We start from the raw sequence: 23,281 nt of genomic DNA on the forward strand, positions 1-23,281 counted from the left end.
TATTGAGAGAAACAAAAAGGCCAATCCATGTTGGCCCTTTGGCTGGCTGTTTTATTATTTACGCCATTGACCTGATTGTTCGACTAAAACATGGCTGCCTTTGCTGACAACCAATTTCACGGGTGCATACGTCACGGTATAAGCGATCTCGCCATTCTTGTAGGTTGAGCCGATTATTTTACCTGCGGAGTCGTGCAACGTTTTTCCCCTTAAGGAGATCGTACTGTTATCGCTTTTGCGCACGCCGAGATAGACCATCTGATCACATTCGCTATCAAAATGACCGCACTTATTTATAAGAGAAATAGCGAACCTTTCGGTGTCCAGTTTTCTGGTTTCAGCGTTTTGAACCGAAGCGGCTTTACGTAACGTATAACGCTGCGGAGCATAATAATTTCCTTTTTGAGGAGGAGTAACTAAACGCCATTCCATCTCACTCCCCTTTATTTCCAGAACAGCCCGTCCGCCTGCGCCGCCAAACGATGAGTTGAACTCAACGTTCGCACGGTTTCCCGCGATCGTACCGCTAAGATTTCGCTCATCATCTTCCGGGCAGTCGATGCGGTTTCCTCTCTGGGAGATATAGCAATAAGACCCGGTGATACGGTTGCCTGATTCAGCTAACTGCAGGGTTAACGTCGAGTCGTTGCCAACCCCGCCTGCCCAAACCCCGTCAAACGCAGGTCTCGATTGGCTGTTCGCTGCAAACTGCATCGTATTGAACCTGGCGGCCCATTGCTGAATATCGGCATTAATCGGCTGACTATTATCAGATGACTGGTAATGGATAACGTTTGATTCTGGAACCACCCAGGCCGCGAAGATTTTGCCGTCAGGATTGATAACCAGCGCTGAGGCATTTTCCTGGTAGAGATCCTTTAGCCAGCCCTCAACAAACAATCCTCCACCTGGAGTGGTATGCGGTTCACCGAAGACATCAAAGTTATCAATAAAGGCCTGGTAATGATTTCCCAGCGTTTTCCTGAGAATGTCCGTCACTTCGCTATCATTAACGATGCGACTTACCGTATCGAGCTTATTGTACTGCGATAATTCAAGTGCCGTAGAGGTTTCAACGACGCCAGCCAATAAAGCCGCGCACAATGCGGATGCTAAAAGTTTATTGGACATAATTTACTCTGAAGAACCATTATCGTAATTCATTGTTATTTTCACAACGTTGCCGCCATTCATCTCAAAAGAGAGTACTTTTTTACCCAACGCATAGGAAACCCACTGGGTCCCTGAATCATTTTCAACAAGGCCATTGCCGTATGCGTTGTTCAGCTCTCTGGTTGTTGAACCCACATGGACACCCCGCGGCGTTGCGAAGTCTTCGGCAGTCAGCGTAATCTGCGACACGATATAATCATCAACGCTTCGTTCAGCTTTATCCCACCAGAGATTGGAACTGAATATTTCTAACCCAGCCCTTTGATGCTGGTAGAATTTATAGTTCGTTCCGTCAAAAGGAACCTCACCGACAAAGTTGCCTTCCCACGGCACATCAATTTTACCGGCACTATCAGGAGACCATCGGTCGCCCAATGCGACAGGCTGGTCTTTGATCTGCACAGAAAAATCCCGTTTTGTCAGAACGGGAGGCATCACCTGAGCCAAAACCACATTGCTGCCGAGACAGGTAAACATCAGGGCAGAAAAAAGAAATGTCGGCGTGTGTTTTTTCACGTTAATCGTCATTTATTGAATGTGTATTGCAATTATCATCCAGAAGAAACCGCCAGGACATGAGTGCAGTATTTCTTAGTCTGCGCTAATGACGACTGAACCCAGACAGTGAGGATTTTTCACGGTGAAACTGAAGCTCACCTTTTGTCCATTCATATCTTTTCGGGCTGTATAGCTGGTCACTTCGTTCTCCGAACGGCCGCGCGGAGAATCAGTTAACCTCAACTGCGGATAGCGCTTTTTAACGGTATCAAGCGTTATGCATTGACCTGAGGAAGGTGAAAAATTCAGTAAAGGCGCCATGCCGTCGTTATCTTTGCTTAAACGTAACTCAATTGCGGTTATGTTCGTCCCATCAGCGAGTTTGATATCGTCGGCATTGTAGAAATTGATATATTCATTTTGCCTGGTCATCTTAAACGATAACGGCGCATTACTAAGGGTTGTAACGGATAACGTCTTAAGCGATGCGCTCATCCCGGAAATGAACATCCAAAGATCCTTTTTCTGAGCGTCTCCTTCAGCCATTCCCGTCGTTAATAATGCGATAAGTACCGCACCGGCCTTACTCATCTTTTGGCGTAAATTTCGCCTGCACCGCCGCATCAATATCCCCTTTATGCCCCGATCCCGGCGCCGTCGTGCCCGGCTTGGTTCCCGACGTGTTCAGATGCAGCTTACCGCCCGTAGTGATATACCCATCCCCCTCGACAAAGAAGTTAAACTCTTTGCCGATCAGGTTAATCTTGCCGTTCGCGTTGAGTTCAATGGCGCTCTCACCGGAGACCAGCCGCAGCTTCGTCCCGGAAGCGATAACGTACTGCTCCACCGCCGCATCCAGCTTGCCTTTCCCCGTCAGGATCTCGGTGCCACCTTTCACAGCCTGGGTCTGATTCGCTTCCACGCGATGCAGTTCATTTTTCTTCACGTAATGGCTGCGCGCTCCGCCGACGCTGTGCGTTTCATCATTTTTAACGCTGGTGTCCATGTTACGCTCGGCCTGGATCCACACCTGCTCTGCACCCGCTTTATCCTCAAACTGCAGGGCGTTGGCATTGTCCACGGAACCGTCTTTTGTGCGGCTCATAAAGCCCATCTGCGTCGCCGCAGCCGGCAGCGCCCACGGCGGCATGCTCGCGTCGTTGTACACGCGACCGGTAATGATCGGACGGTCCGGGTCGCCGTTGATAAAGTCCACCACCACCTCATCGCCCACGCGCGGGATCTGCACCCCGCCGTAGCCCTGGCCCGCCCACGCGCTCGACACGCGCACCCAGCAGGAGCTGGTGTCATCGCCCTTCGCCAGACGGTCCCAGTGGAACTTCACCTTCACGCGGCCGTATTTGTCCGTCCAGATACTTTCCCCGCTCGGCCCCACCACTTTCGCCGTCTGCGGGCCGTAGGTGCGCGGCCACGCCGTGGTCTGCGCCGGACGGTACACCACCGCCGACGGGATGACCGTGAAATCGGTCCGGTGTATGGTTTCCCCCTCGCCGCTGGCGTAGCGGTTCTCTTCGAGGTGGTAACCCGCCGCCGTCACCAGATACTCCCCGTTGTCGCTGAAGAACGGCGCGTTGGTTAAGGTGAAGGTGTGACCGGGCGCAATCCCCGCCGCCGTCGCGGTGGCCTGAATCTGCTGATGCTCCACCTGCCAGCGCTCCTGACGGATGCGGGCATAAAACTCCCCGTGCCCCTTGTCCACAAAGCGACCCGGCCAGTCGTACACGTCGATGCTGCCCGGCGTCGGCGATGCCGGGTTCTGCTGGGCCTGGAACAGCCACGCGTTCGGCTTGCGGAAGTCATAGTCATCGAGGCTGTAAATCCCCGGCGTCACGCTGTCCTCCAACGCCCACTGGCTGATGCCCTCTTCATCCGTACTGCCGCCTGACGGCGTCTGGTGGTAGGGAATGACCTCATAGCCGCTGAACGGCTGGTACTGCGTGGCGGCGTCGGTCAGCACCAGGGTGTGCTTGTCCGCCTCATGGCGGAAGTGATACGCAATCCCCTCCAGCTCCATCAGGCGGCTGATGAAGTCCAGGCTCGACTCCTGATACTGCACGCAGTAGTCCCACACCCGGTAGCTGCCGGTGAGTTTGTCCTCAACGTTGACCTGATGCTCACCCAGCAGGGTTTTCACAATCTGCGGCACCGTCTGACCCTGGAAAATACGCAGGTTACGGTCGCGCTTCATCGGCCACAGGTCCGGCTCCACCGTCAGCTGGTACACCGCATAGCGGGTGCCCGTCAGCTCAACGGCGCTGACCGCCACGCGGGTAATCTTGCCGTTAATATAGCGGGACGTCAGCAGGCTCTGCGTCGGGATGGTCACCGTGACCGGCTGGCCCAGCAGCTTACTGCGGTCAATGCGTGCGTCCGTGCCGAGCACGGTCAGCGTCAGCGCGAACGATTCGGACATCGCCTCGCGGCCCGTCAGTTTCCAGAACAGAAGCCCCTCCACCGGGAGCTGAACGGTAATTCGGTTGAGCATAATCTTTATTCCACTATGGACTAATCTCGGTGTTCATTGAGATATTTTTTAAATCGTGCTTATTTAAGCCATAAACCTGAAAACATAAGGACGCTCCCCAGGGAAACTACGCTTTTAGCAACGATAAGTAAGCAAGGCGCAACGACGCGTGTTATAGACGATATTGCTTCATAATTTTCAGCATTGTATTTTTTGTGCCCCCTTATAATCCCGGAAAAGATCGTGCAGAGCAGCACAACGGTAACTTTTAGTCCCCATACGCACAGGAAAGACATGGAAAAGATAATCGAATAGTGTTTCGCCGTTGCGACGGAGAATAATGACATTGACTGAGCGAGCCATTTCAACGTAAAACCAATAACAACCGTAGCCACTAGCACCAGAACGAACATCAACCCAGCAAGGAGCCATTGTTTTTTACTGAATAAGTCTTTTCCATTCCAGATAAGCGCTAGTGTCCACATCATAAAGAGAATAAAGAAAAGCCATTGAATCATAACGTACCACATTTATACATGTTGTTCTCCAGGTATTGTCGTGTCGTCATCTCACTTCGCATCACACTCCTTTTCCAAACCAAATACCATAAAACAACAAGATACAGCTTAACGCGGCGAGAGATTTTGGTATCAGGCGTAATATTGGCCCAAACCGCTGATTGACTATATCAGTGATGCCATTAATTCAACCCAACTCAATATAATTTTATTTATCCACAAACCATGGTCACCACATGTTCTCTTCTCGAAGAATCTGTATTGTCCAATTTTTGACACGCCGGGACGCTTTTAACTAACAAACCATTAGGGACAGACAAAGAAAGAGGCACGGTACAATACCCGTGCCATATGACTAATATAATTATAAGAAATTATCCTCTGGAGCTCTATCGAACAGTTCACCTGCCATTTTGGCGATACGTTCGTGCTGCACGAGTTTGTTTTTCCACTCCTGCGGAATACCGGAATAACCATATAATGCTCCAGCTATTTGTCCCGCCGTCGCCGCAACGCTGTCAGCGTCATCGGCAAGATTGGCGGCCAGTAGAATTGCCTCGCGGAAATTATCCGTATTCCATACCGACCACATCGCGGCCTCAAGCGTATCTATAACATAACCACTTGAACGAATCTGATTGCGAGTTTTTTGCTTATATTCACCCGCGTTGATAATCATTACGCGTGGCTGAAGCGGCATAACGTGCGGAGAAAAAACAAAATCTTTATTGCTACCGTTAATCATATGCACAAGCAAATAACTTAAATACTGTGTGCTATTTATTACTTCCGCGGCACCGTGTGTTGCGATACTCTGTTTTTTAGCTTCATAAAACGCTTTGCTTAATGACTTTCTAAAAAAAATAGAGACAGGGGCTTGTCTGATAATGGAAGCATTACCTGCAGTTTCTGCCGCAGTATTGCCGCTCCATCCCGGGCCAATTGTTAAATATTGCTCTAAAGCAAACCGAGTTGTATTTCCTATATCAAAACAGATGCCATTTGAACTGTTATAACCATGCTGATACCTTGCCAAAAGCTTATTCCTGAAGCAGGTAGTATCAGCATCACCTTTCTCAAGAAGCGTTTCCGCAAGACATAATGCCATGGATGTATCATCCGTCCATTCGCCGGCGCGAAGTCGAAATGGCCCACCACCTGTCATATCTTTGACGTGTGCTTTGTCACGAGGTAAAAATTCGAGCGTCGTCCCTACAGCATCTCCAACAGCAAGACCAATAAGCGCACCAACAGCACGATCTCGCGATTCCGCGAGTGAGATGTTACATGATGGTGTTAAGTCCCATTGTTTTTGTGCATCGCAATCAAAAGATGATTCTAATAGTTTATCATTATATTTATACTGCATCTTCTGCTGGACTGAAAGACTGCTAACAGGTAAGTACTTACGATATATATCTACATATTTTAACAATACATTCAAATTAGCATGTAAGTCTATCACCATTCACCCATAATAAAATATTTTTAATATCAAAGCCTAAAATTCACCAGGATATTTCATTTTAAGATTATGTTGTTTCATTTTGTAATTGGCATCAACCTCATGCGGCAGTCTAACCTTTAACCCTCGGCGGATTTGATCCACAATAAACCAGGCATCCGACAACCTTTCAAAAAACAACTCATCAGAATTATCAAACTCCTTTGCTGCATACATACCGAAAGTCATTTTCCATAATTTTGCTTTATCCTTTTCCTTGCCTTCGATTAAATCCCGTAGAAATATTAATTGTTGTACAATAGAATCGTACATTTGTAAAAGTGGGGAGTGGGGGTTGAGATGTTTTACCTCAGCATATCTCTTTTCTGCTAAAGTTAATGCTTTTTCAACATAATTTAGAGCTGTCATGTTATTCATTATATGGAGTCCAAATATCACGCTTAGTGGTAAACCATTGTATCCCACCGCCTTCTGTCTGGAAAGGTTTGTCTGGTACAGACCAGGTGTCCAAGGCTGGTGTGGCACTACTTCGAAGCATCTCAACTTTTTGTTGCGCTTGATAAGCTTTTACTTCTTTAGGAACAATTAACCCCGTATCCCTGACCTGTCCCTCTGGGTTAATGCCTAGTTTTGTGGCAGGGGTCGATTCGTCAAGAGAATACCAGTTTCCTTGCCAATTCCCTGGGGATTGATTCTGATAAGCTATTTTGCCTTTATTGATTGTTTCAATTGTCACTCTCTGTTCAAGATCTATACCGCTGCGATAAGCTGGTATTTTACTTTCTTCAACACCCTGAGAACGCATAAAATTATCAACAATTTTTTGATTTGCACGGATATTAATATCTCTATTAAGATCGCCCGTGCGTCCAAATTTTTCATTAAGTTCAGCTCTTCGGGCCGAAATATTTGGCTTAACCGGTTCGAGAACAGGCTTACCAGCCCGCCACGCATCAAACCTTGCCCCGCCTTTCATGCCAGCCCCGCCGCCAATAACCGAGCCGATCAGCATCCCCCATTTCTGACCGTCGCTACCTTCGCCAAACAGCATTCCCCCCGCATAACTACCGACTGTCCCACCGCCCATCGCACCGAGGGTACTCAGAAGTGCGATTGCCGGACTGGCCAGCACCGCCATGGCTCCGGCACCAACGGCGAGCATCGTCCAGTTCACCCATTCCGGGATTTCAGGACTTATTTCATCGGTCTGAACTTTGCTTCCACCGATAATAACATTACGCGATCCCTGACTAATCTCAGCGCTGCATGTCAATTTATCGCCTGTGCGAGAGGCGGGAAAGTTGTTGATGTAAACTTTTATCGAACCTTCCGCAACCCGTTGCAGGCTACCGCTGTGCTCATCACACTCTCCGGCTGACAGGTGAGCGCGGATCGCCTTTCGGCTGTTGATAAAAACATTGGGTGAACCTTCTTTTAGCGTACCGGTAGTATGGCGTGGAGCCCATGACATACTGCCGAGGAGCTCACCCAACCCACCCGCAGCGCATGCCCCAGCCGCAACGGCAGAAACAGCAACCAGCGCGGTCCCTCCGGTGACGACAACGGCAGCTGCGCCCAGAATGGCCCCGCCCACCAATCCTGCAATCATCCAGCCTTTTGAGGCTGTATGTGCAATCTCATCATCTACGCGAGCAGCCTGACATTCGGACATGGCTATTCGGCTCGCTGTGCCATCAGATACTTACGGATCCGGTCGGCTGTATCAAGCGGGTCAGAACCAGACACCTGGCGGCATACGGAAAGCTGTGAAAGTAGGTGATGTGATTTGTCTGCGAAAGTCGTCCACAGCGCGTAACGAAGGGGTTGGCTCCCCGGAACGGGTGCAATACTGAGTGGTTTACCCTGTTTTTCAAAAAGCAAATATTGCCCCTCTTTCGCCCGCTGAAGCGAAAGATGTCCATACAGTTCCTGAATGTTTTCAAAGACACTCAATTCCTTACTCTCACTATCAAGCGCAAAAAATGGCCCCTGGCTGTCGGCAGCGAGCATTTCTCTAGTTTCAGTCTGAGCCGGTTTGTGGAACTTAATACTGCGGATAATTTCCTGATATTGATTATGATAATAATCGCTAAACTCGCCCGGGCAAGTACCGATATAACACACCATCTTTTGGCCGCCAGGATGGTCACCGAGCAAAATAACGGTCTGCCTCTGGAAAATGATCGCATTATCATTTTTGAATTGATAAAAAAGCTCAACCGCCGGGAGACCATCAACAGAGGTCATCTGCGAGGATTCGAGACGAAAGTCGGGCACCGTAATTTCCAGTTCACGTACCAAACGAGTTGCCGCATCATGGACTTTATCTTCGTTTTTAGCACTCGCACGAGAAACAACAAAAGTAAACTCGCTGGCTCCGTTATCACTCAGGGTAAATAAATTCATGGTTCTGTCTTTAAATACATCGGGTAAGGCAAGGGATGCTTCCTGAAGAATATATTCAGCCATTCGGGTTACTCTTACTTATTGCCATTAATAACAAAAAAACTATCCACTTCCTGCTGGATTTCACCCTGAAGGGATGCGCCAGGCGGATCGATGACATTTTGTCCATCATCAGGGTTCAAATGTAATTCGCCAGAAAGCGTATTAATTTGCGCATTCTGTTTCGCAGTAAAGTTAAAGTTATTACCAATGATATGGACGCTGCCGTCTTTTGATAGCTCGATGGCGCTTTCACCACATTCCAGTCTCAGCGTATTTCCTGCGGAAAGTATAAAATTATTAACGACTTTATCGTTTCGACTGTTCCCCGTCAGGCATACCACATCGCCTTTAATCCCTGATTTCTGATTTTTCGCTACCCGTAAGGTTTCATCTTCGCCAACAAACTGGGTTCGATTTTTTTCAGTAGAATGTGTTTCGTCGTTTTTGACGTTAATATCAAGATTGCGCTCGGCCTGGATCCATACCTGCTCTGCGCCCGCTTTATCCTCAAACCGCAGGGCGTTGGCGTTGTCCACGGAACCGTCTTTCGTGCGGCTCATAAAGCCCATCTGCGTCGCCGCAGCTGGCAGCGCCCACGGCGGCATGCTCGCGTCGTTGTACACGCGACCGGTAATGATCGGACGGTCCGGATCGCCGTTGATAAAGTCCACCACCACCTCATCGCCCACGCGCGGGATTTGCACCCCGCCGTAGCCCTGGCCCGCCCACGCGCTCGACACGCGCACCCAGCAGGAGCTGGTGTCATCGCCCTTCGCCAGACGGTCCCAGTGGAACTTCACCTTCACCCGACCGTATTTGTCCGTCCAGATACTTTCCCCGCTCGGCCCCACCACTTTCGCCGTCTGCGGGCCGTAGGTGCGCGGCCACGCCGTGGTCTGCGCCGGACGGTACACCACCGCCGACGGGATGACCGTGAAATCGGTCCGGTGTATGGTTTCCCCCTCGCCGCTGGCGTAGCGGTTCTCTTCGAGGTGGTAACCCGCCGCCGTCACCAGATACTCCCCGTTGTCGCTGAAGAACGGCGCGTTGGTTAAGGTGAAGGTGTGACCGGGCGCAATCCCCGCCGCCGTCGCGGTGGCCTGAATCTGCTGATGCTCCACCTGCCAGCGCTCCTGACGGATGCGGGCATAAAACTCCCCGTGCCCCTTGTCCACAAAGCGACCCGGCCAGTCGTACACGTCGATGCTGCCCGGCGTCGGCGATGCCGGGTTCTGCTGGGCCTGGAACAGCCACGCGTTCGGCTTGCGGAAGTCATAGTCATCGAGGCTGTAAATCCCCGGCGTCACGCTGTCCTCCAACGCCCACTGGCTGATGCCCTCTTCATCCGTACTGCCGCCTGACGGCGTCTGGTGGTAGGGAATGACCTCATAGCCGCTGAACGGCTGGTACTGCGTGGCGGCGTCGGTCAGCACCAGGGTGTGCTTGTCCGCCTCATGGCGGAAGTGATACGCAATCCCCTCCAGCTCCATCAGGCGGCTGATGAAGTCCAGGCTCGACTCCTGATACTGCACGCAGTAGTCCCACACCCGGTAGCTGCCGGTGAGTTTGTCCTCAACGTTGACCTGATGCTCACCCAGCAGGGTTTTCACAATCTGCGGCACCGTCTGACCCTGGAAAATACGCAGGTTACGGTCGCGCTTCATCGGCCACAGGTCCGGCTCCACCGTCAGCTGGTACACCGCATAGCGGGTGCCCGTCAGCTCAACGGCGCTGACCGCCACGCGGGTAATCTTGCCGTTAATATAGCGGGACGTCAGCAGGCTCTGCGTCGGGATGGTCACCGTGACCGGCTGGCCCAGCAGCTTACTGCGGTCAATGCGTGCGTCCGTGCCGAGCACGGTCAGCGTCAGCGCGAACGATTCGGACATCGCCTCGCGGCCCGTCAGTTTCCAGAACAGAAGCCCCTCCACCGGGAGCTGAACGGTAATTCGGTTGAGCATAATCTTTATTCCATCTAGCTTATGCGATGCAGAAAAGGGGTTCGCATCTGTGATAAAGCGTCATTCAAGAAAGGGGCTTTTCCCTCTTGATCATCCAAAAAACAAGAGAGTAGATTTTCAGTGACTCTGATGTGACAAATAAACCTACATTCAACCAGATGTTTGAAAAATCAAACATACTTACTAAAAGAGGGAACAATGAGACCGAACATCTGAATGAAATCAAGCGAAATAATTCCTGAGCGAGGGCAAGTTTAACCGCTCCGATCTTTCGCTTGAAGAATAAACAGGCCGAAGTACACAATGAGAGTAATAAAAGTAAGTCAAGCACAAAAAAAAGCATGACCAAAATGCTGAAACCATCACCTGCATAATAATGCAACGAATCACTAAACACTTTTGCGTCAGAAATGAATGGAATTCTGTGCTGGCGAACTGAATTCACGCAATAAAGCAATATTGCGAGAAGATCCATACCTCCCCAGAAATACCATAGATGGCTATTTAAATGAGCGAGCTTGTTTTGTGTACGCCCGTTATTGTTATTTAAAAAAATGGGGGAGCACATATTGGCTTCAACTCAACCCTCCGGGTTAGGAATAAATTCAAAACGCACAAACAGGAGAGACAATCTTCTCGTACTCCTTTGAATGAAGCCTAAGACTTCAAAGATCGTACACTTCCATAGTCTCCCCTGTTTATATTCCTACGGATTCACCAGCCAGGTGCCCGGCTTGGCAATATCCAGCGTCTGGCCACGCGTTCTTCCGTTGCCCTGCAGTTCAATCTTCGCCTCACCGGCTGGCAGCTTGAGCGATGCATAGCCGTTGGTTCCCGGGCGCAGCGCTTTTGGCTCGCCGTTTACTTTCAGCGTTTCGCCGTCGAGGATGCGGATATAGACCAGCGCAACAGGGCTCGCGGCAGGCGGTGGCGTCTGCTGTGCCGTCGCCGGTTCGCCCACCTTCGCCGTTTCTGGCTTCACGTCTGGGGCGTTCGCGGCGGTTTCGGTTGGACGCGTCTCTGCCGGTGCCTGCGCAGCCTGCTCTGGCGCATCTTTGCCGCCGCTAAACAGCATCGCGCCAGCGACAACGCCGACCAGCACGCCTGCGGCAACCATGCCCGGGATCCTGTAGCGACGCCAGTCGAGCAGCGACGCCGGCTGTTCTTCCTCCACCGGTACCAGCATGGTGCCGGGCTTTTTCGCCGTCAGCACATCGTTGATACCCGCGACCGGCATCTCTATCAGCGCGGCGAACTCGTCGATGGACTGCGGACGGTCTTCCATGTGCAGCGCCAGCGCGCGGTCAATGGCCTGCAGCAGCGGAATGGAATAGCCCTGCGGCATGATTTCCACCAGCGGTTTGCAGGTATCCTGAATAGAACGCACCACGCTGACCGGCGGCGGAGAACCCACAATCAGGGTACGCAGCACGGCGCCGAGGGCGTAAATGTCCGTCCACGGGCCCTGCTCGCTTTCGTTGTCGTCGGTGTACTGCTCGATCGGCGCAAAGCCCGGGCGCAGCATGGTTTCCGTTTCGTCGGAGAGGTTGCCAATCGTGCGGCGCGCGGAGCCGAAATCGAGCAGCACCGGCAGGCCGTTATCCTGGATCTGGATGTTATCCAGAGAGATGTCGCGGTGCAGGTAGCCTTCGTCGTGGATGGTCTTGATCGCACCGAACAGCATCGGCAGCGTGCGGCGGATCCAGGCTTCGTTGATCAGCTCCGGCTTTTCTTCACGCAGGCGTGACAGCGTGGTGCCGCTGTAAAACAGCGTCCCCATATAGGCCGTGTCGTTTTGCACCCAGAAGCGCAGGACGTGCAGCAGGTTCGGGTGGTTAAAGCGCGCCAGCAGACGCGCTTCCTGAATGAAGCTGTTCAGGCCCGCGGAGAACGCTTTGCCAAAGCGCTCGCTGCGGAGCACCAGGGTCATGTCGTCGCCGCGTACGGCGAGCGAGGAAGGCATAAATTCTTTGATAGCGATAGTGCGTTCGAGCTGGTGATCCCACGCGCGATAGACAATGCCAAAACCGCCGCCGCCGATCACCTCTTTGATTTCAAACTCGTTGAAGCGGTACCCGACCGGGAGCGCGTTTGGGACAGTCCGATTGTTATCATTATCCGTCATCTTTTACAGTTCTCTTGATGATTATTACGCGGCAAACTGACAGTGAAACTCGCCCTGCTCGCAGGTGACGTGCAGACGTCGGTACTGTTCGTCGCTGCGGCTGGCGGTAAGTAAGATCTGGCTCATCTGAGGCAGCAGGGTGTTGGTCAGAATAGCATCCACCATGCGGCCGCCGGACTCCACCTCGGTGCAGCGCTGAACAATCTGTTCCACCACGCTGTCGTCAAACTCAGAAATAATGCTGTGATTCTCCTCCAGACGACGCTGAATACGCTTAAGCTGCAGGCGAACAATCTGCCCCAGCATCTCGTCGCTGAGCGGGTAGTACGGCACCACCAGCAGGCGGCCCAGCAGCGCCGGTGGGAACACCTCCAGCAGCGGCTGGCGCAGCGCGCCGCTTAAGGCCTCAGGCTCCGGCATGAGGTCCGGATCGGCGCACATGGCGCTAATCAGCTCGGTGCCGACGTTGGAGGTCAGAATAATAATGGTGTTGCGGAAATCAATGTGGCGCCCCTCGCCGTCTTCCATCCAGCCTTTGTCGAAGACCTGGAAGAAGATCTCGTGGACGTCCGGGTGCGCTTTCTCAATTTCGTCCAGCAGCACGACGCTGTATGGGCGGCGGCGGACGGCCTCGGTTAATACCCCGCCTTCACCATACCCTACGTACCCCGGAGGCGCACCTTTTAAGGTGGAGACGGTGTGCGCTTCCTGGAACTCGCTCATGTTGATGGTGATGACGTTCTGCTCGCCGCCGTACAGGGATTCGGCGAGCGCCAGCGCGGTTTCGGTTTTACCGACGCCGGACGGACCGCACAGCATAAAGACGCCCACCGGCTTGTTCGGGTCGTCCAGCTTCGCCCGGGAGGTTTTCACGCGGCGGGCAATAAGGTCCAGACCGTGACGCTGGCCGATAACGCGCTGGTTCAGCGTGTCGGCAAGGTTGAGTATCGCGTCGATCTCGTTTTTCACCATCCGGCCCAGCGGGATCCCGGTCCAGTCAGAGACGACCGCGGCGACCACGTTTTCATCCACCGCGGCAAACAGCAGCGGCTCGTCTCCCTGTAAGGCGTTCAGCGCCTGCTGCTGTTCCGCCAGCTTGCCGCGCAGCTCAGCGGTATCTTCCTCGCCCGCCGCGAACAGCGCGGCGCGCAGGCGGATAATCTCCTGCACCAGGCTGCGCTCTTCTTCCCAGCGCCGGGACAGGGCTTCGCGTTTTGTCTCATACGCGTCGCGTTCGGCGCGTAATGCCGTGACGCGATCGGCATCACCGGCCCCCACGCGCGCTTCGCGTTCGGCAATCTCAATTTCCACGTCCAGCGCGGCAAGGTGGCGCAGGCAGTCTTCCAGCTGCGCAGGCGGTGCGCTCTGGCTGACCGCGACGCGGGCGCAAGCGGTGTCGAGCAGGGCCACGGCTTTGTCCGGCAGCTGACGCGCCGGAATGTAGCGATGGGACAGCTTCACCGCCGCACTGACCGCTTCGTCGAGCAGCAACACCTGGTGGTGCGTCTCCAGCGGCGACACGGTGCTACGCAGCATCAGAATGGCTTTCGCTTCGTCCGGCTCGTGCACCTGCACCGTCTGGAAACGACGGGTCAGCGCCGGATCTTTCTCAATGTACTTTTTGTATTCCGCCCAGGTGGTGGCCCCGATGGTGCGCAGCTGGCCGCGCGCCAGAGCTGGCTTCAGCAGGTTCGCCGCATCGCCGGTCCCCTGCTGGCCGCCTGCGCCAATCAGGGTGTGGATCTCATCGATAAACAGAATGATCGGCGTGGCGCTGGACTGGACTTCGTTAATGAGCGCCTGCAGACGGGCTTCAAACTCGCCTTTCATGCCTGCACCGGCCTGCAGCATGCCGATATCCAGCAGCCACAGCTGAATGTTCTGCAGCGGCTCCGGCACGTCGCCGTCGGCGATACGCAGCGCCAGCCCTTCCACCACCGCCGTTTTGCCGACCCCTGCTTCCCCGGTCAGCAGCGGGTTGTTCTGACGACGGCGCATCAGGATATCGACCATCTGGCGGATCTCCTCGTCGCGCCCGACAACCGGGTCAATCTTCCCGTCGCGGGCGCGGGCGGTCAGGTCCTGACCGTACTGGGCCAGCGTCCCCTGTGCAGCCGGTACCGCACCCGCCGGTGCGTCGACGGCTGCAGCGGCCTGCTGTGTTTCTTTACTGTTGGCGCAGATGGTATCGAACTGCTCAATCAATACCTCGACGTTAAGGCGGGTAAACTGCGCCGAAATGCTTTTCAGCACGTTAGCCAGATTCCAGGTTTTCAGCATGCCGATCAGCAAATGGCCGCCGCGAATGCGGCTGACGCCAAACTTCAGCGAGCCGAAGACCCAGGCGCGCTCCACGGCGCTGTCGATATGCTCGGAGAGATCGGAAACGGAACTCGCCCCGCGCGGGAGCACATCCAGCGCGGCAACGATATCGCGCGTCAGCTGCTGTTCATCAAGGGCAAAGTGGCGGATGACCTGCTGCAGATCGCCATCCTGCTGCTGCATCAGCTGATGCAGCCAGTGCACCAGCTCAACATAGGGGTTGCCGCGCAGCTTGCAGAACGCAGTGGCGCTTTCCAGAGAGGTAAATAACAGCGTATCCAGTTTGCCGAAAAGCACGGCACGGCTAATTTCTGACATGTTAGTTTCCATTAACAATGATTCGGTATACGGAAGGATTACCGCTCTGCGCGATACACCAGATCGCCGCGCGGGACAGGCTGCGGCTGAAGGCCCAGCCAGGTGTTATAGCCTAATCGCGCATGACTGCCGAGCGTGGCGCCCTGCACCGCGTCTGCGCGCAGGATCACCCGCGTTTCCCATTCAAACTCCACTCCGGCGTACTGACGCACCCAGTCGCGCAGCTCGGTGACCCACGCTTCACCCGGCAGAAAGCGGTTGTACTCCTCCGCGCTCAGCGGGCCAATCTCGATGCGAAACTTATGCTGCACGTCGCGGACGGCGACGCCGAGAAAGGCGGATTCACCCATGCGCGGCATGCGGCGTCCTGCTCCCAGCTGCGCCTGCTCGCGCGTGGAGAGCGGCATCCACTGCGGCACGTTGCTGACCAGTTTGACCGGCGCCTTAAAATAGCTGCGCAGGATCTTCTCCAGCCCCTCAGGATCCCGCCCATGACGGGTCAGGTGCCCGGCGTGGGTAAAGCGCGCGTGCGCGCTCAGGCTGCCTTTGTCCATCTGACCCGGCTGGCCCATCCCAATCAGCGACGCCAGATAGCCCTCAAAGCGCTTGTTATCGGCGCGGTCCAGCGAGACGGTGGGCTGCGCATCCGCCCAGGCGCGGTAAAACAGCAGCGCCAGACGATGGTGGAACAGATCGGCAAACGCGCTCAGGCTGGTGTCCTGATGATGATAAATACGCTCGCGGGCGTACTCGGTCATGTGGACCGGCAGCGGGCCGTTCGGGCCAAACAGGCCGAAGCTGAGGATAGAGACCTCATGCAGCCCGCTCTCTTCCCGCTGACGCACCCTGGCCAGCGTCGACGGGGCAAAACTCATCGACGGCTGCTGGCCGATGCGCAGCGGTTCAAATTTTGGCAGCGGCGCGCGGCCCAGCGGATAGCGCTCGCCGCCCTGGGCATCAATGCGCCTTAACAGCTGAAACAGATCGTAGCGCCAGGGCGTCTCACGGACGCCGTGCCAGAACGCGTCCGGCAGCTTCGTCAGGCGATGCACGCGCAGCGGTGCAGTGGCGGCGTCACTCATATCAGCGCCCTTTTACCCATGCGCGGCGCCCAGTAGCCAATCTCGCCGCGCTGCTGACTCTTCAGGGTAAACTCGGTGAAGCTGTTGATAGAGACCAGACGGGCAAAGAGGCGCTCCATCACGCTGCCGAAGAGCCACGGACTGGCCCCCGAAAAGGCTCGCTCATCCACCGTCAGGGTAATGCCGATCCCGCGGGCGAACACCACCGGGCCGGGTTCAGGCACGCGGCGGTGAACCGGCTCCAGCACGCAGTGGCGAACGCCCTCCACCTGACGCGCCACGGGCGTTTCGGCCAGGTTGGCGTACAGCCCTAACAGCTGGCGCAGCGCGGCAGCCCCCTCCTCATTGTCACTGTCCATCAGGCTGAGGTAGTTCATCTGCAGCTGGCTGATAAGCCGCCAGGTGCTGAACCCTTCCGCCAGCGCCGGACGCGGCGGCGTCGGCCCTTTACGCAGGGTGAGGGATTTCACCGGCATGGAGTCAGCCATAATGAACTCCCCGAGCTCCTGCAGCAGCATCAGCGGCAGGTCACGGCTGGTGCAGAGCACCTCGGCAGAGATATAGCGCAGGTTTTCCTGCCACGGCGCGTGCTGTTCATCCACCAGCGAGACGAAGACCTCCGAGCCGATATAGCCGGTACGTGTGCCGTAGCGCAGGGCGTGCTCGGACAGCACGCGCTGCTCGCGTCGCAGGGAAAAATAGGCCCCGTAGTTGCCCGCATCGCCGCTCCAGGTGCTCCAGAACGGACGAAACGTCTGGTCATCACGCTGGCCGTCCGCGCTGCCATAGATTTTTTTCACCGCGTAGATTTCATAATCCAGCGGACGGATGTTATCGACCACCAGATGGTATTCATGCTGACCGTCATTAAGCTTCTGCCGCGCCGCAACTTTCGGGAACAGGTTGATGACCGGGGTGCAGTGCAGCGCCAGATGGCTGGCATCGACCACGCGCTCCAGCTGTTCATCCGACTTATCCAGCAGGATGAAGATGTCGAAGGCTTTTTCACCTTCACAGCGCTGGATGAGCGTGCTCAGGCCGCTGAGGCTAATGAAGCGGAAACGGGCCGGAAACGCGAAATACTCCTGCAGCAGGCGATAGCCGTCAAAGTTACGCAGATCGTCCGGCAGCAGCGCCTGGTCAGGCTCAAAACCCTCCTGGCGCAGTGCATCCGTTGCCAGCAGCTGCCGCTGCGGCTGCGGGCTGACCGTCTGACAGACGATCCCGGCGTGGTGCTCCATCACCAGCTCCAGCAGCTTCAGCGCCTCGATATCCGGACCGGCGAGGAAAAACTCAAGACGGTCAAAATCCAGATGCCCGAGATGTTGCGGGCCGTCGCAGGCGATGCGGATCCGCAGGGCGCTGCCGATCCCCCGCTGGCTCAGACCCAGCTGTGCGAGCGGCAAATCGGCGGGGACTCCGCCCAGCTCGACCTTGTCGATTTTCAGCGGCAGCAGGTTGACCTCGTGCGCCGTGGTATAGCTGCAGGTCACGCCGGTTTTTTTCAGCGCCAGGCTGTCCATCATGGTGCCGCGCGGCACGACGAAGCCCTTGCTCAGGTCGCCCCGGCTGCTGTCGGGCAGAATCTCCGCAATCGCCATCGACGGCGTGGGCGCAAGATAGTTCGGCGCAATCATCTCCAGCAGACGCTGGGAGAAGCGCGGAAACTCCGCGTCCATTTTCATCTGCACGCGGGAGGTCAGGAAGGCGAACCCTTCCATCAGACGTTCGGTATACGGGTCCGCCACGTCGATGCCGCGCATGCCCAGCCGTCCGGCGACTTTCGGGTAGCGTTCGGCAAACTCGGCCCCCATTTCGCGCAGGTAGGCCAGCTCACGGTTGTAGTATTCGAGCAGTTTACTTTCCATGATTACCCCGCATCTTTCAGTTCAAAATGGCCGTTTTCCAGATCGACATCGGTGCGAAACAGAAACTCCAGCGGGTACGGCACGCACCATAAACGCCCTTTGATCTCGATGGAGAGCACGTTGTGCAGATCCAGCGAGGAGGTATCCGACACGCAGCGGACCTGCAGCCCCTGCGGCAAAATGCGTGGTTCAAAATTGATGATGGCCTCGGTGAGCTTGCGCTGAATGTCGTGCCATTCGATGTCCGACATTCTTTTCCCGGCCAGGGGCGCGACGCCGAAGTTAACCACCGAGCGGCTCACGTGCGGTAGCACGCTTAAATCGCCGGAGGCATCGTGGTTGATGGTATTAAACAGCCACTGCAAATCGCGCAGCACATTGCGGCGCAGGGCGGCGTGGGTGATCAGATTGCTGTTGGCCGACTCACGCTTTTTTTCCGGGTCGTTATCAGTGAGGCGATCGAGCAGCGAGGGCTGCATTTTGTCGCGCGCCCCCACCTTCTCCTGCTTGCTGCGGGCTTGCCAGCCGCTGCGCAGCAGATCGCCTTCGCCAGCGGGATTACTCATCGGCTCCATCCGTCGCAAACGTCACGAGGCTTAAGGACAGCAGCGGGCTTTCGCTTTGCTCGCTCAGCCAGGCCTTCTGGCCCTGGCCTTCATAGAGCGTGCCGTCAGTATCGAGCGGGTGCCAGTCGGTGGTCCGCCCGAGTTTAACCGCGTCAGAGGCATCGGCCGCAAACGGGTAACGCGCCGGGATCTGGCACACCTGCTCCGTCCCGTCCGTCAGGCGCACCAGCGCGTGACGCCAGACCAGATCGGTCACGCTGGCAGGCGCCTGGAAACGGATCTCCGCGATAGCGTTAAACGGCAGCCAGAAATAGCGGCCGTTGACGATGGTTTCGCATACCGGGCCGAGACGGGCATCGCCGTCCATCAGCCAGTCAAAGGCCTGCGTCTCCTCGTTTTCGAGGGTAATCTGGCCGGGGGTGGCCTGCGCCTGCTCAAGGGCTTCCAGACGCAGCGCCTGCGCGCGCTCGCCCTCCTCGCTCAGCGCCGCCGCAAGGGTGGTTAGCCACGGCCACTGGGTTTCAGGCATCGCCGGACGCGCCTGTCCCGCCATCACCTGCGCGCGCTGCAGCTCGCCCTGAATGGACTGCTCCAGCAGCGTGACGGTGGGTTTCGCCTGCGGCTTCAGCGCCAGCCAGCTTTTCAGCTGGGTCAGGGCACGCGTCCAGTTGCCGCTAAGGGTTAAAAACTGCACGAACGCGGCGCGGAGGTCGGCATCCGCCGGACGGGCTTTGATTTCTGCTTCCAGACGCGCGAGCGCGTCGTCGAGCGACTCACCCGCCAGGTGTTGATAGAGCGTATTCATCGCCATTCCTTAATTTGCCGCGCGCCATGCGCCAACGGCCGGATCGCGCAGCTGAGGACGCAGGGTGTCAATCAGCACGATATTCAGCGGGGTGCCGGGTGCCACCCAGGCGCTCCAGGTTTTTTTCACCGCCGCGATACGCGCCTGCAGTTTTGCATCGTCGCTGGCGGTTTCACGGGAGATCTCCACCGCGACGGTGCCGTTGCTCTTCCAGCTGTTCAGGGCGCTGTCGTAAGGCAGGATCATCCAGCTCTGGTCGCTGTTTGGGGTGCTGAATACCATGCGCTCTTTGTTGACGGAGGTGATCAGCGCGTTTTCCGGGTCGGCGCTTTGATTCAGCCCGGTGACCGGGAAGCCATGAATGTACGTTACCGCCATCTCTTTCTGCCCGCCGTTGCGGGACTGCGACACAACGGTGTGTCCGCTCAGCCAGCTGCCATTCCCGCAGCGGGTGGTGTCAGAATCCGGAATGAAGAGCGCCGGTGCAGAGGCGCCCCCTTCCCAGAAGGTGCGCAGGTGGCAGCCGTCCTGCAGGGTAAACTCCTGCCACGGCGTACGGTCGGCGGCAACGGTGCGGGAAGCCACGTTCTGATCGGGCGGCAGTAACGCGCCGCTGGCTGGGGTGGCGGTGACGGTCGCAGCAGGCGCGGCCTGCTCCTGTTTCACCACCAGCGCCCAGTCCTGCGCTTTGCCAGCCGTGCCCTGCGCCAGCGTGGTACCCGCCGGATCGTTGAGCGTCCAGCTGAGTTTATTGACTTTACTGCACTGGTGTTCCAGCAGCGCGCCAAGACGCGGCACAAAGTTCTCCAGCACGGAGACGTCTTTCTTGCCGTTCGCCACAATGCGCAGCGCCACCTCAGGCTTACACCAGCTCTGCGGCGTGTTGTCTTTGATGTTGTCGATCCAGATATCCAGCTTCTGCGCAGGAGACTGCACGATGCGGAAATTTTCAGCCTGCGCGGTAGAGGTCGCCGCCAGAAGTGCCAAACCCGATAGCCAAAGTTTCATATCGTTCCTTGTGTGTCTAATCAGTTCCGCAGGGAAGAAATTGTGCTGCGTCAGAGAGGGTGTGCAGCAAAGTGGTGTCCTGAGGGTTGCCCATCCATACCGCCAGGGCAGTATAGTTATCCTGGGCATTCCCCTCCTGTTCGCCATTCTTTTGAATGATTTGGTTCATTAAGGTCAGCCACTCCTGCGGCGTATTCACCATATGCAGCGACTGCTTCATTTGCTCTTCGCTGACGCCGTGCCAGAACCCGTCGGTGCAGAGTAAAAAGGCATCGCCGTCTTCAACCTGCACCACGTCGCTGTAGCTCGCTTCCGGCCCGCCGTTTTCAATTCCCAGCGCCAGATAGAGCAGATTGCTGTTCAGGTTGTCGGTCTGGTGCCCGGCATCTTTCATCTGCTGCACCAGGCTGTGGTCGGTGGTCACATGCCACAGCCATCCCCGGCGGAACAGGTACAGGCGGCTGTCTCCGGCATGGGCCCAGTAGGCCAGCCCGTAATCACGGTCAATGAACAGGCTAACCAGCGTCGTGCCCATCCGGCGATAGTCCTGAACGGCCTGCTGTTCGCTGAGAATAGTGCGATTCGCCGTCTGCACGTAGTCGCGAATATGCTGCGCATTAAGATGTTTGTCGCCATCAAAGCGGGAGATAATGCTGTTGCGGGCCAGCGCGGCGGCCACTTCGCCGCCCGGCAGCCCCGCGATGCCGTCGCAGACGACAAAGCAGGCTGAACGTTCCCCAATGGTTTCTCCCGTCTGATCCTGGTTGCTGGCGCGCGTCCCCTGGCGGGAGAGAGAAGCCGTTGCGATATTCATTTGTCTTCCGATCCGCTCTGTGAGTCTTTGTACTGATTGACCTCCATGTCATACGCATGAAGGAAGGCCTCGCCGAACAGGGTGTGGAAGTCGTCCTCAATCTCGCCCGCCGTCTCGCCGTAGCTGCGAACAAAGTAGTCCCACAGGGCGGCTTTGCGGCTGCCCGGCAGCGCCAGACGCGAGGTCATGCCGTTCTGCTTCGCCTGCTCTTCCAGCTGTTCCGGGTTAAAGGACTGCAGCATCGCGGCAATGATGGCGCGGATGCCGGAGATCATGCCCAGCTGGTGCGCCTGCAGGTCGATCAGCGCGTCGCGCACGGATTTGGTCGGCGGCATAAAGCCCGGCATCGGGGTGCCGAACATCTGGATTAACACGGTTTTGCCGGTCGGCAAAAGCTTGAACGGGTTGTTGGCATCGTCCAGCACCATGGTCATGTCGGCTTTTACGCCGCGCTTGAGAATGGAGCGCGAGGAGAGCAGCGCCACGGTCCCCTGGGAGAACATGCCGAGGATCTGCCCCAGCTGACGCATATTTTCACGGTCAAACTGCGGAACGGGCTGCATTTCGCTCAGCCCCATCCCCTCCAGCAGCGCCTCCAGCAGCTCGCCCTGCAGCACTTCGCCCTTCTCACCGCTGTTTGCCGTGGCGGTTGGGGCGGCGGCGTTATTCACCGGATCGATGCGCAGGCGGCCCTTCGGTGCCTGAGCGCTGCTGCGCGCAACGGCCTGTGGCGTCGGCATGGTGAAGCCAGCGTAATCCGGTCGCGCGGGTTCCTCTTCAGCACGCGGTTCTTCCTGCGGCTCAGGGGCGAACAGCGGAGAATCGGCCAGCGCGTCCTCTTCCTGCTCAGGTTCCGGCACGGGGGCTGGCTTCTCGTTAATCACGTCATCCGGATGGGTTAACGGCGCGCCGCCCATCAGCCCGAGCGGGTCGTCATTACGCGCGGCTGGCGCGCTGGACTTACCGCCAAACAGGGCCAGCGGATCGAGCTCATCCGTCCCCTCTTCGTTCGGAGCTGGCTGGGCCTCAACCGGTGGCACCAGCGTGGAAGGCGTAACGTCGTCAAAAATGCTCTCTTTTTTAAACAGCGCTTCGTCGCTGAACAGCGAGTCCGGATCGACATGCTTACGTTCGAGCGTGGGATCGCTGTCGTTGAACATCGCCAGCGGATCTTCGGCGTTACGCTCCGGGGCTGCAGGCTGGGAGAACGGATCGTGCGATGCCGCAGGCTGCGGTTTTGTACGGTTGCTGGAGATGCTGTCGGAGATGGAAAACTCCTGCATCAGGCTATCCCAGATCTCCGTTGGCACGGCGGTCGGCTCGGCTTTCCCACGGGGTGCGGCACTCGCCGGTTTCGGCTGCTGCGCAGGCGCAGGAGCCACGGTCGGACTCGCCTGCTGGTGCAGGCTGGCCGCCATGCGGCTCACGGGCTGCGTATCGTGGATCAGCTCGGTCACTTCGATACGGTAGTCATCAATACCGAGAATGTCGCCATCCTGCAGCTCAACCTGACGTCCCCGCTCCAGCGGAATGTCATTTAAAACCACGCGGGTGACGCTGCCGCGGTTGGTGACGCGGCATTCGCCCTGAGCGTCAACGTGAACAATGGCCTGCAGACGAGAGATGGTGCGGTCATTGTCCGGCAATACCAGATTGTTATCCGTACCGCGCCCAATGGTGCCGCCCGGGGCGTAAAAATCACAGCTGCTTTGCGGCGGCTGATGACCGGGTTTCGTAGAAATAATCGTGAATCGCATGGCGTATTCCTGCTGGTATGATTAGCGCTCAAACGCTGCCGCTCTCGGGGCGAGAACGGCGGCGTTTG

At 56.3% G+C, this 23,281-nt stretch carries 19 protein-coding genes; all 19 read right to left on the minus strand.

Annotated features, from left to right (window positions below; all coding sequences use genetic code 11):
• Positions 1-54: 54 nt before the first annotated feature.
• Positions 55-1,131 (minus strand): hypothetical protein, encoded by a 1,077-nt coding sequence (locus N6P30_RS06300; protein ID WP_023292180.1) that lies wholly within the window; start codon positions 1,129-1,131, stop codon positions 55-57.
• A gap of 3 nt (positions 1,132-1,134) precedes the next feature.
• Positions 1,135-1,689 (minus strand): hypothetical protein, encoded by a 555-nt coding sequence (locus N6P30_RS06305; protein ID WP_225828833.1) that lies wholly within the window; start codon positions 1,687-1,689, stop codon positions 1,135-1,137.
• 75 nt (positions 1,690-1,764) lie between these two features.
• Positions 1,765-2,262, minus strand: a complete 498-nt coding sequence (locus tag N6P30_RS06310; protein WP_072207184.1) for a hypothetical protein — start codon at positions 2,260-2,262, stop codon at positions 1,765-1,767.
• Entirely contained in the window at positions 2,255-4,177 is a 1,923-nt protein-coding gene (locus N6P30_RS06315; protein ID WP_260629935.1) for a type VI secretion system Vgr family protein, read from the minus strand. The genes N6P30_RS06310 and N6P30_RS06315 overlap by 8 nt, the downstream gene beginning before the upstream one ends.
• A 59-nt stretch (positions 4,178-4,236) precedes the next feature.
• A complete protein-coding gene (locus N6P30_RS06320; protein WP_225828859.1) occupies positions 4,237-4,674 on the minus strand; it encodes a hypothetical protein in 438 nt (145 codons plus the stop codon).
• Positions 4,675-5,038: 364 nt separating this feature from the next.
• Positions 5,039-6,139, minus strand: coding sequence for an ADP-ribosylarginine hydrolase Tri1 (gene tri1 / locus N6P30_RS06325; protein ID WP_032664088.1), 1,101 nt, complete (start codon positions 6,137-6,139; stop codon positions 5,039-5,041).
• A 36-nt stretch (positions 6,140-6,175) separates the two neighbouring features.
• Positions 6,176-6,556, minus strand: coding sequence for an immunity protein Tsi6 family protein (locus N6P30_RS06330; RefSeq protein ID WP_008503524.1), 381 nt, complete (start codon positions 6,554-6,556; stop codon positions 6,176-6,178).
• Positions 6,549-7,811: a polymorphic toxin type 46 domain-containing protein gene (locus tag N6P30_RS06335; RefSeq protein WP_023293788.1), complete on the minus strand. Its 1,263-nt coding sequence runs from the start codon at positions 7,809-7,811 to the stop codon at positions 6,549-6,551. Before N6P30_RS06335 ends, N6P30_RS06330 begins: the two co-directional genes overlap by 8 nt.
• A 2-nt stretch (positions 7,812-7,813) precedes the next feature.
• Positions 7,814-8,608, minus strand: coding sequence for a DcrB-related protein (locus tag N6P30_RS06340; RefSeq protein WP_008503526.1), 795 nt, complete (start codon positions 8,606-8,608; stop codon positions 7,814-7,816).
• A gap of 11 nt (positions 8,609-8,619) precedes the next feature.
• The gene (locus N6P30_RS06345; RefSeq protein ID WP_154827293.1) at positions 8,620-10,548 is read right to left on the minus strand and encodes a type VI secretion system Vgr family protein; all 1,929 of its coding nucleotides are present in this window, start codon (positions 10,546-10,548) and stop codon (positions 8,620-8,622) included.
• Between the two features lie 706 nt (positions 10,549-11,254).
• Positions 11,255-12,673 (minus strand): serine/threonine protein kinase, encoded by a 1,419-nt coding sequence (locus tag N6P30_RS06350; RefSeq protein ID WP_023293790.1) that lies wholly within the window; start codon positions 12,671-12,673, stop codon positions 11,255-11,257.
• A gap of 24 nt (positions 12,674-12,697) precedes the next feature.
• Entirely contained in the window at positions 12,698-15,313 is a 2,616-nt protein-coding gene (gene tssH, locus N6P30_RS06355; RefSeq protein WP_023293791.1) for a type VI secretion system ATPase TssH, read from the minus strand.
• A 38-nt stretch (positions 15,314-15,351) separates the two neighbouring features.
• On the minus strand, positions 15,352-16,395 hold the full coding sequence (gene tssG / locus N6P30_RS06360; RefSeq protein ID WP_023293792.1) for a type VI secretion system baseplate subunit TssG: 1,044 nt from the start codon (positions 16,393-16,395) through the stop codon (positions 15,352-15,354).
• Entirely contained in the window at positions 16,392-18,263 is a 1,872-nt protein-coding gene (gene tssF, locus N6P30_RS06365; protein ID WP_023293793.1) for a type VI secretion system baseplate subunit TssF, read from the minus strand. The genes tssG and tssF overlap by 4 nt, the downstream gene beginning before the upstream one ends.
• A 2-nt stretch (positions 18,264-18,265) precedes the next feature.
• A complete protein-coding gene (gene tssE / locus N6P30_RS06370; protein ID WP_023293794.1) occupies positions 18,266-18,829 on the minus strand; it encodes a type VI secretion system baseplate subunit TssE in 564 nt (187 codons plus the stop codon).
• Positions 18,822-19,634 (minus strand): type VI secretion system accessory protein TagJ, encoded by an 813-nt coding sequence (locus N6P30_RS06375; RefSeq protein WP_023293795.1) that lies wholly within the window; start codon positions 19,632-19,634, stop codon positions 18,822-18,824. The genes tssE and N6P30_RS06375 overlap by 8 nt, the downstream gene beginning before the upstream one ends.
• Positions 19,635-19,643: 9 nt before the next feature.
• Entirely contained in the window at positions 19,644-20,642 is a 999-nt protein-coding gene (locus N6P30_RS06380) for a hypothetical protein (protein WP_021240378.1), read from the minus strand.
• A gap of 16 nt (positions 20,643-20,658) precedes the next feature.
• Positions 20,659-21,456 carry a PP2C family protein-serine/threonine phosphatase gene (locus N6P30_RS06385; RefSeq protein WP_008502637.1) on the minus strand — a complete coding sequence of 266 codons (798 nt, stop codon included), beginning with the start codon at positions 21,454-21,456 and terminating at the stop codon, positions 20,659-20,661.
• Complete coding sequence (gene tagH / locus N6P30_RS06390; RefSeq protein ID WP_023293796.1) at positions 21,453-23,213, minus strand: type VI secretion system-associated FHA domain protein TagH; 1,761 nt, start codon at positions 23,211-23,213, stop codon at positions 21,453-21,455. The genes N6P30_RS06385 and tagH overlap by 4 nt, the downstream gene beginning before the upstream one ends.
• Positions 23,214-23,281 lie beyond the last annotated feature (68 nt).

Source organism: Enterobacter sp. PL1 (genome assembly GCF_945957325.1).
Lineage (GTDB): Bacteria > Pseudomonadota > Gammaproteobacteria > Enterobacterales > Enterobacteriaceae > Enterobacter > Enterobacter roggenkampii.

Excerpts from the sequence above, each read along its gene's own strand:
- N6P30_RS06300 (WP_023292180.1), bottom strand. The coding sequence starts at position 1,131 with ATGTCCAATAAACTTTTAGCATCCGCATTGTGCGCGGCTTTATTGGCT.
- N6P30_RS06310 (WP_072207184.1), bottom strand. The coding sequence starts at position 2,262 with ATGAGTAAGGCCGGTGCGGTACTTATCGCATTATTAACGACGGGAATG.
- N6P30_RS06315 (WP_260629935.1), bottom strand. The coding sequence starts at position 4,177 with ATGCTCAACCGAATTACCGTTCAGCTCCCGGTGGAGGGGCTTCTGTTC.
- N6P30_RS06320 (WP_225828859.1), bottom strand. The coding sequence starts at position 4,674 with ATGATTCAATGGCTTTTCTTTATTCTCTTTATGATGTGGACACTAGCG.
- N6P30_RS06330 (WP_008503524.1), bottom strand. The coding sequence starts at position 6,556 with ATGAATAACATGACAGCTCTAAATTATGTTGAAAAAGCATTAACTTTA.
- N6P30_RS06335 (WP_023293788.1), bottom strand. The coding sequence starts at position 7,811 with ATGTCCGAATGTCAGGCTGCTCGCGTAGATGATGAGATTGCACATACA.
- N6P30_RS06340 (WP_008503526.1), bottom strand. The coding sequence starts at position 8,608 with ATGGCTGAATATATTCTTCAGGAAGCATCCCTTGCCTTACCCGATGTA.
- N6P30_RS06345 (WP_154827293.1), bottom strand. The coding sequence starts at position 10,548 with ATGCTCAACCGAATTACCGTTCAGCTCCCGGTGGAGGGGCTTCTGTTC.
- N6P30_RS06350 (WP_023293790.1), bottom strand. The coding sequence starts at position 12,673 with ATGACGGATAATGATAACAATCGGACTGTCCCAAACGCGCTCCCGGTC.
- tssH (WP_023293791.1), bottom strand. The coding sequence starts at position 15,313 with ATGTCAGAAATTAGCCGTGCCGTGCTTTTCGGCAAACTGGATACGCTG.
- tssG (WP_023293792.1), bottom strand. The coding sequence starts at position 16,395 with ATGAGTGACGCCGCCACTGCACCGCTGCGCGTGCATCGCCTGACGAAG.
- tssF (WP_023293793.1), bottom strand. The coding sequence starts at position 18,263 with ATGGAAAGTAAACTGCTCGAATACTACAACCGTGAGCTGGCCTACCTG.
- tssE (WP_023293794.1), bottom strand. The coding sequence starts at position 18,829 with ATGAGTAATCCCGCTGGCGAAGGCGATCTGCTGCGCAGCGGCTGGCAA.
- N6P30_RS06375 (WP_023293795.1), bottom strand. The coding sequence starts at position 19,634 with ATGAATACGCTCTATCAACACCTGGCGGGTGAGTCGCTCGACGACGCG.
- N6P30_RS06380 (WP_021240378.1), bottom strand. The coding sequence starts at position 20,642 with ATGAAACTTTGGCTATCGGGTTTGGCACTTCTGGCGGCGACCTCTACC.
- N6P30_RS06385 (WP_008502637.1), bottom strand. The coding sequence starts at position 21,456 with ATGAATATCGCAACGGCTTCTCTCTCCCGCCAGGGGACGCGCGCCAGC.
- tagH (WP_023293796.1), bottom strand. The coding sequence starts at position 23,213 with ATGCGATTCACGATTATTTCTACGAAACCCGGTCATCAGCCGCCGCAA.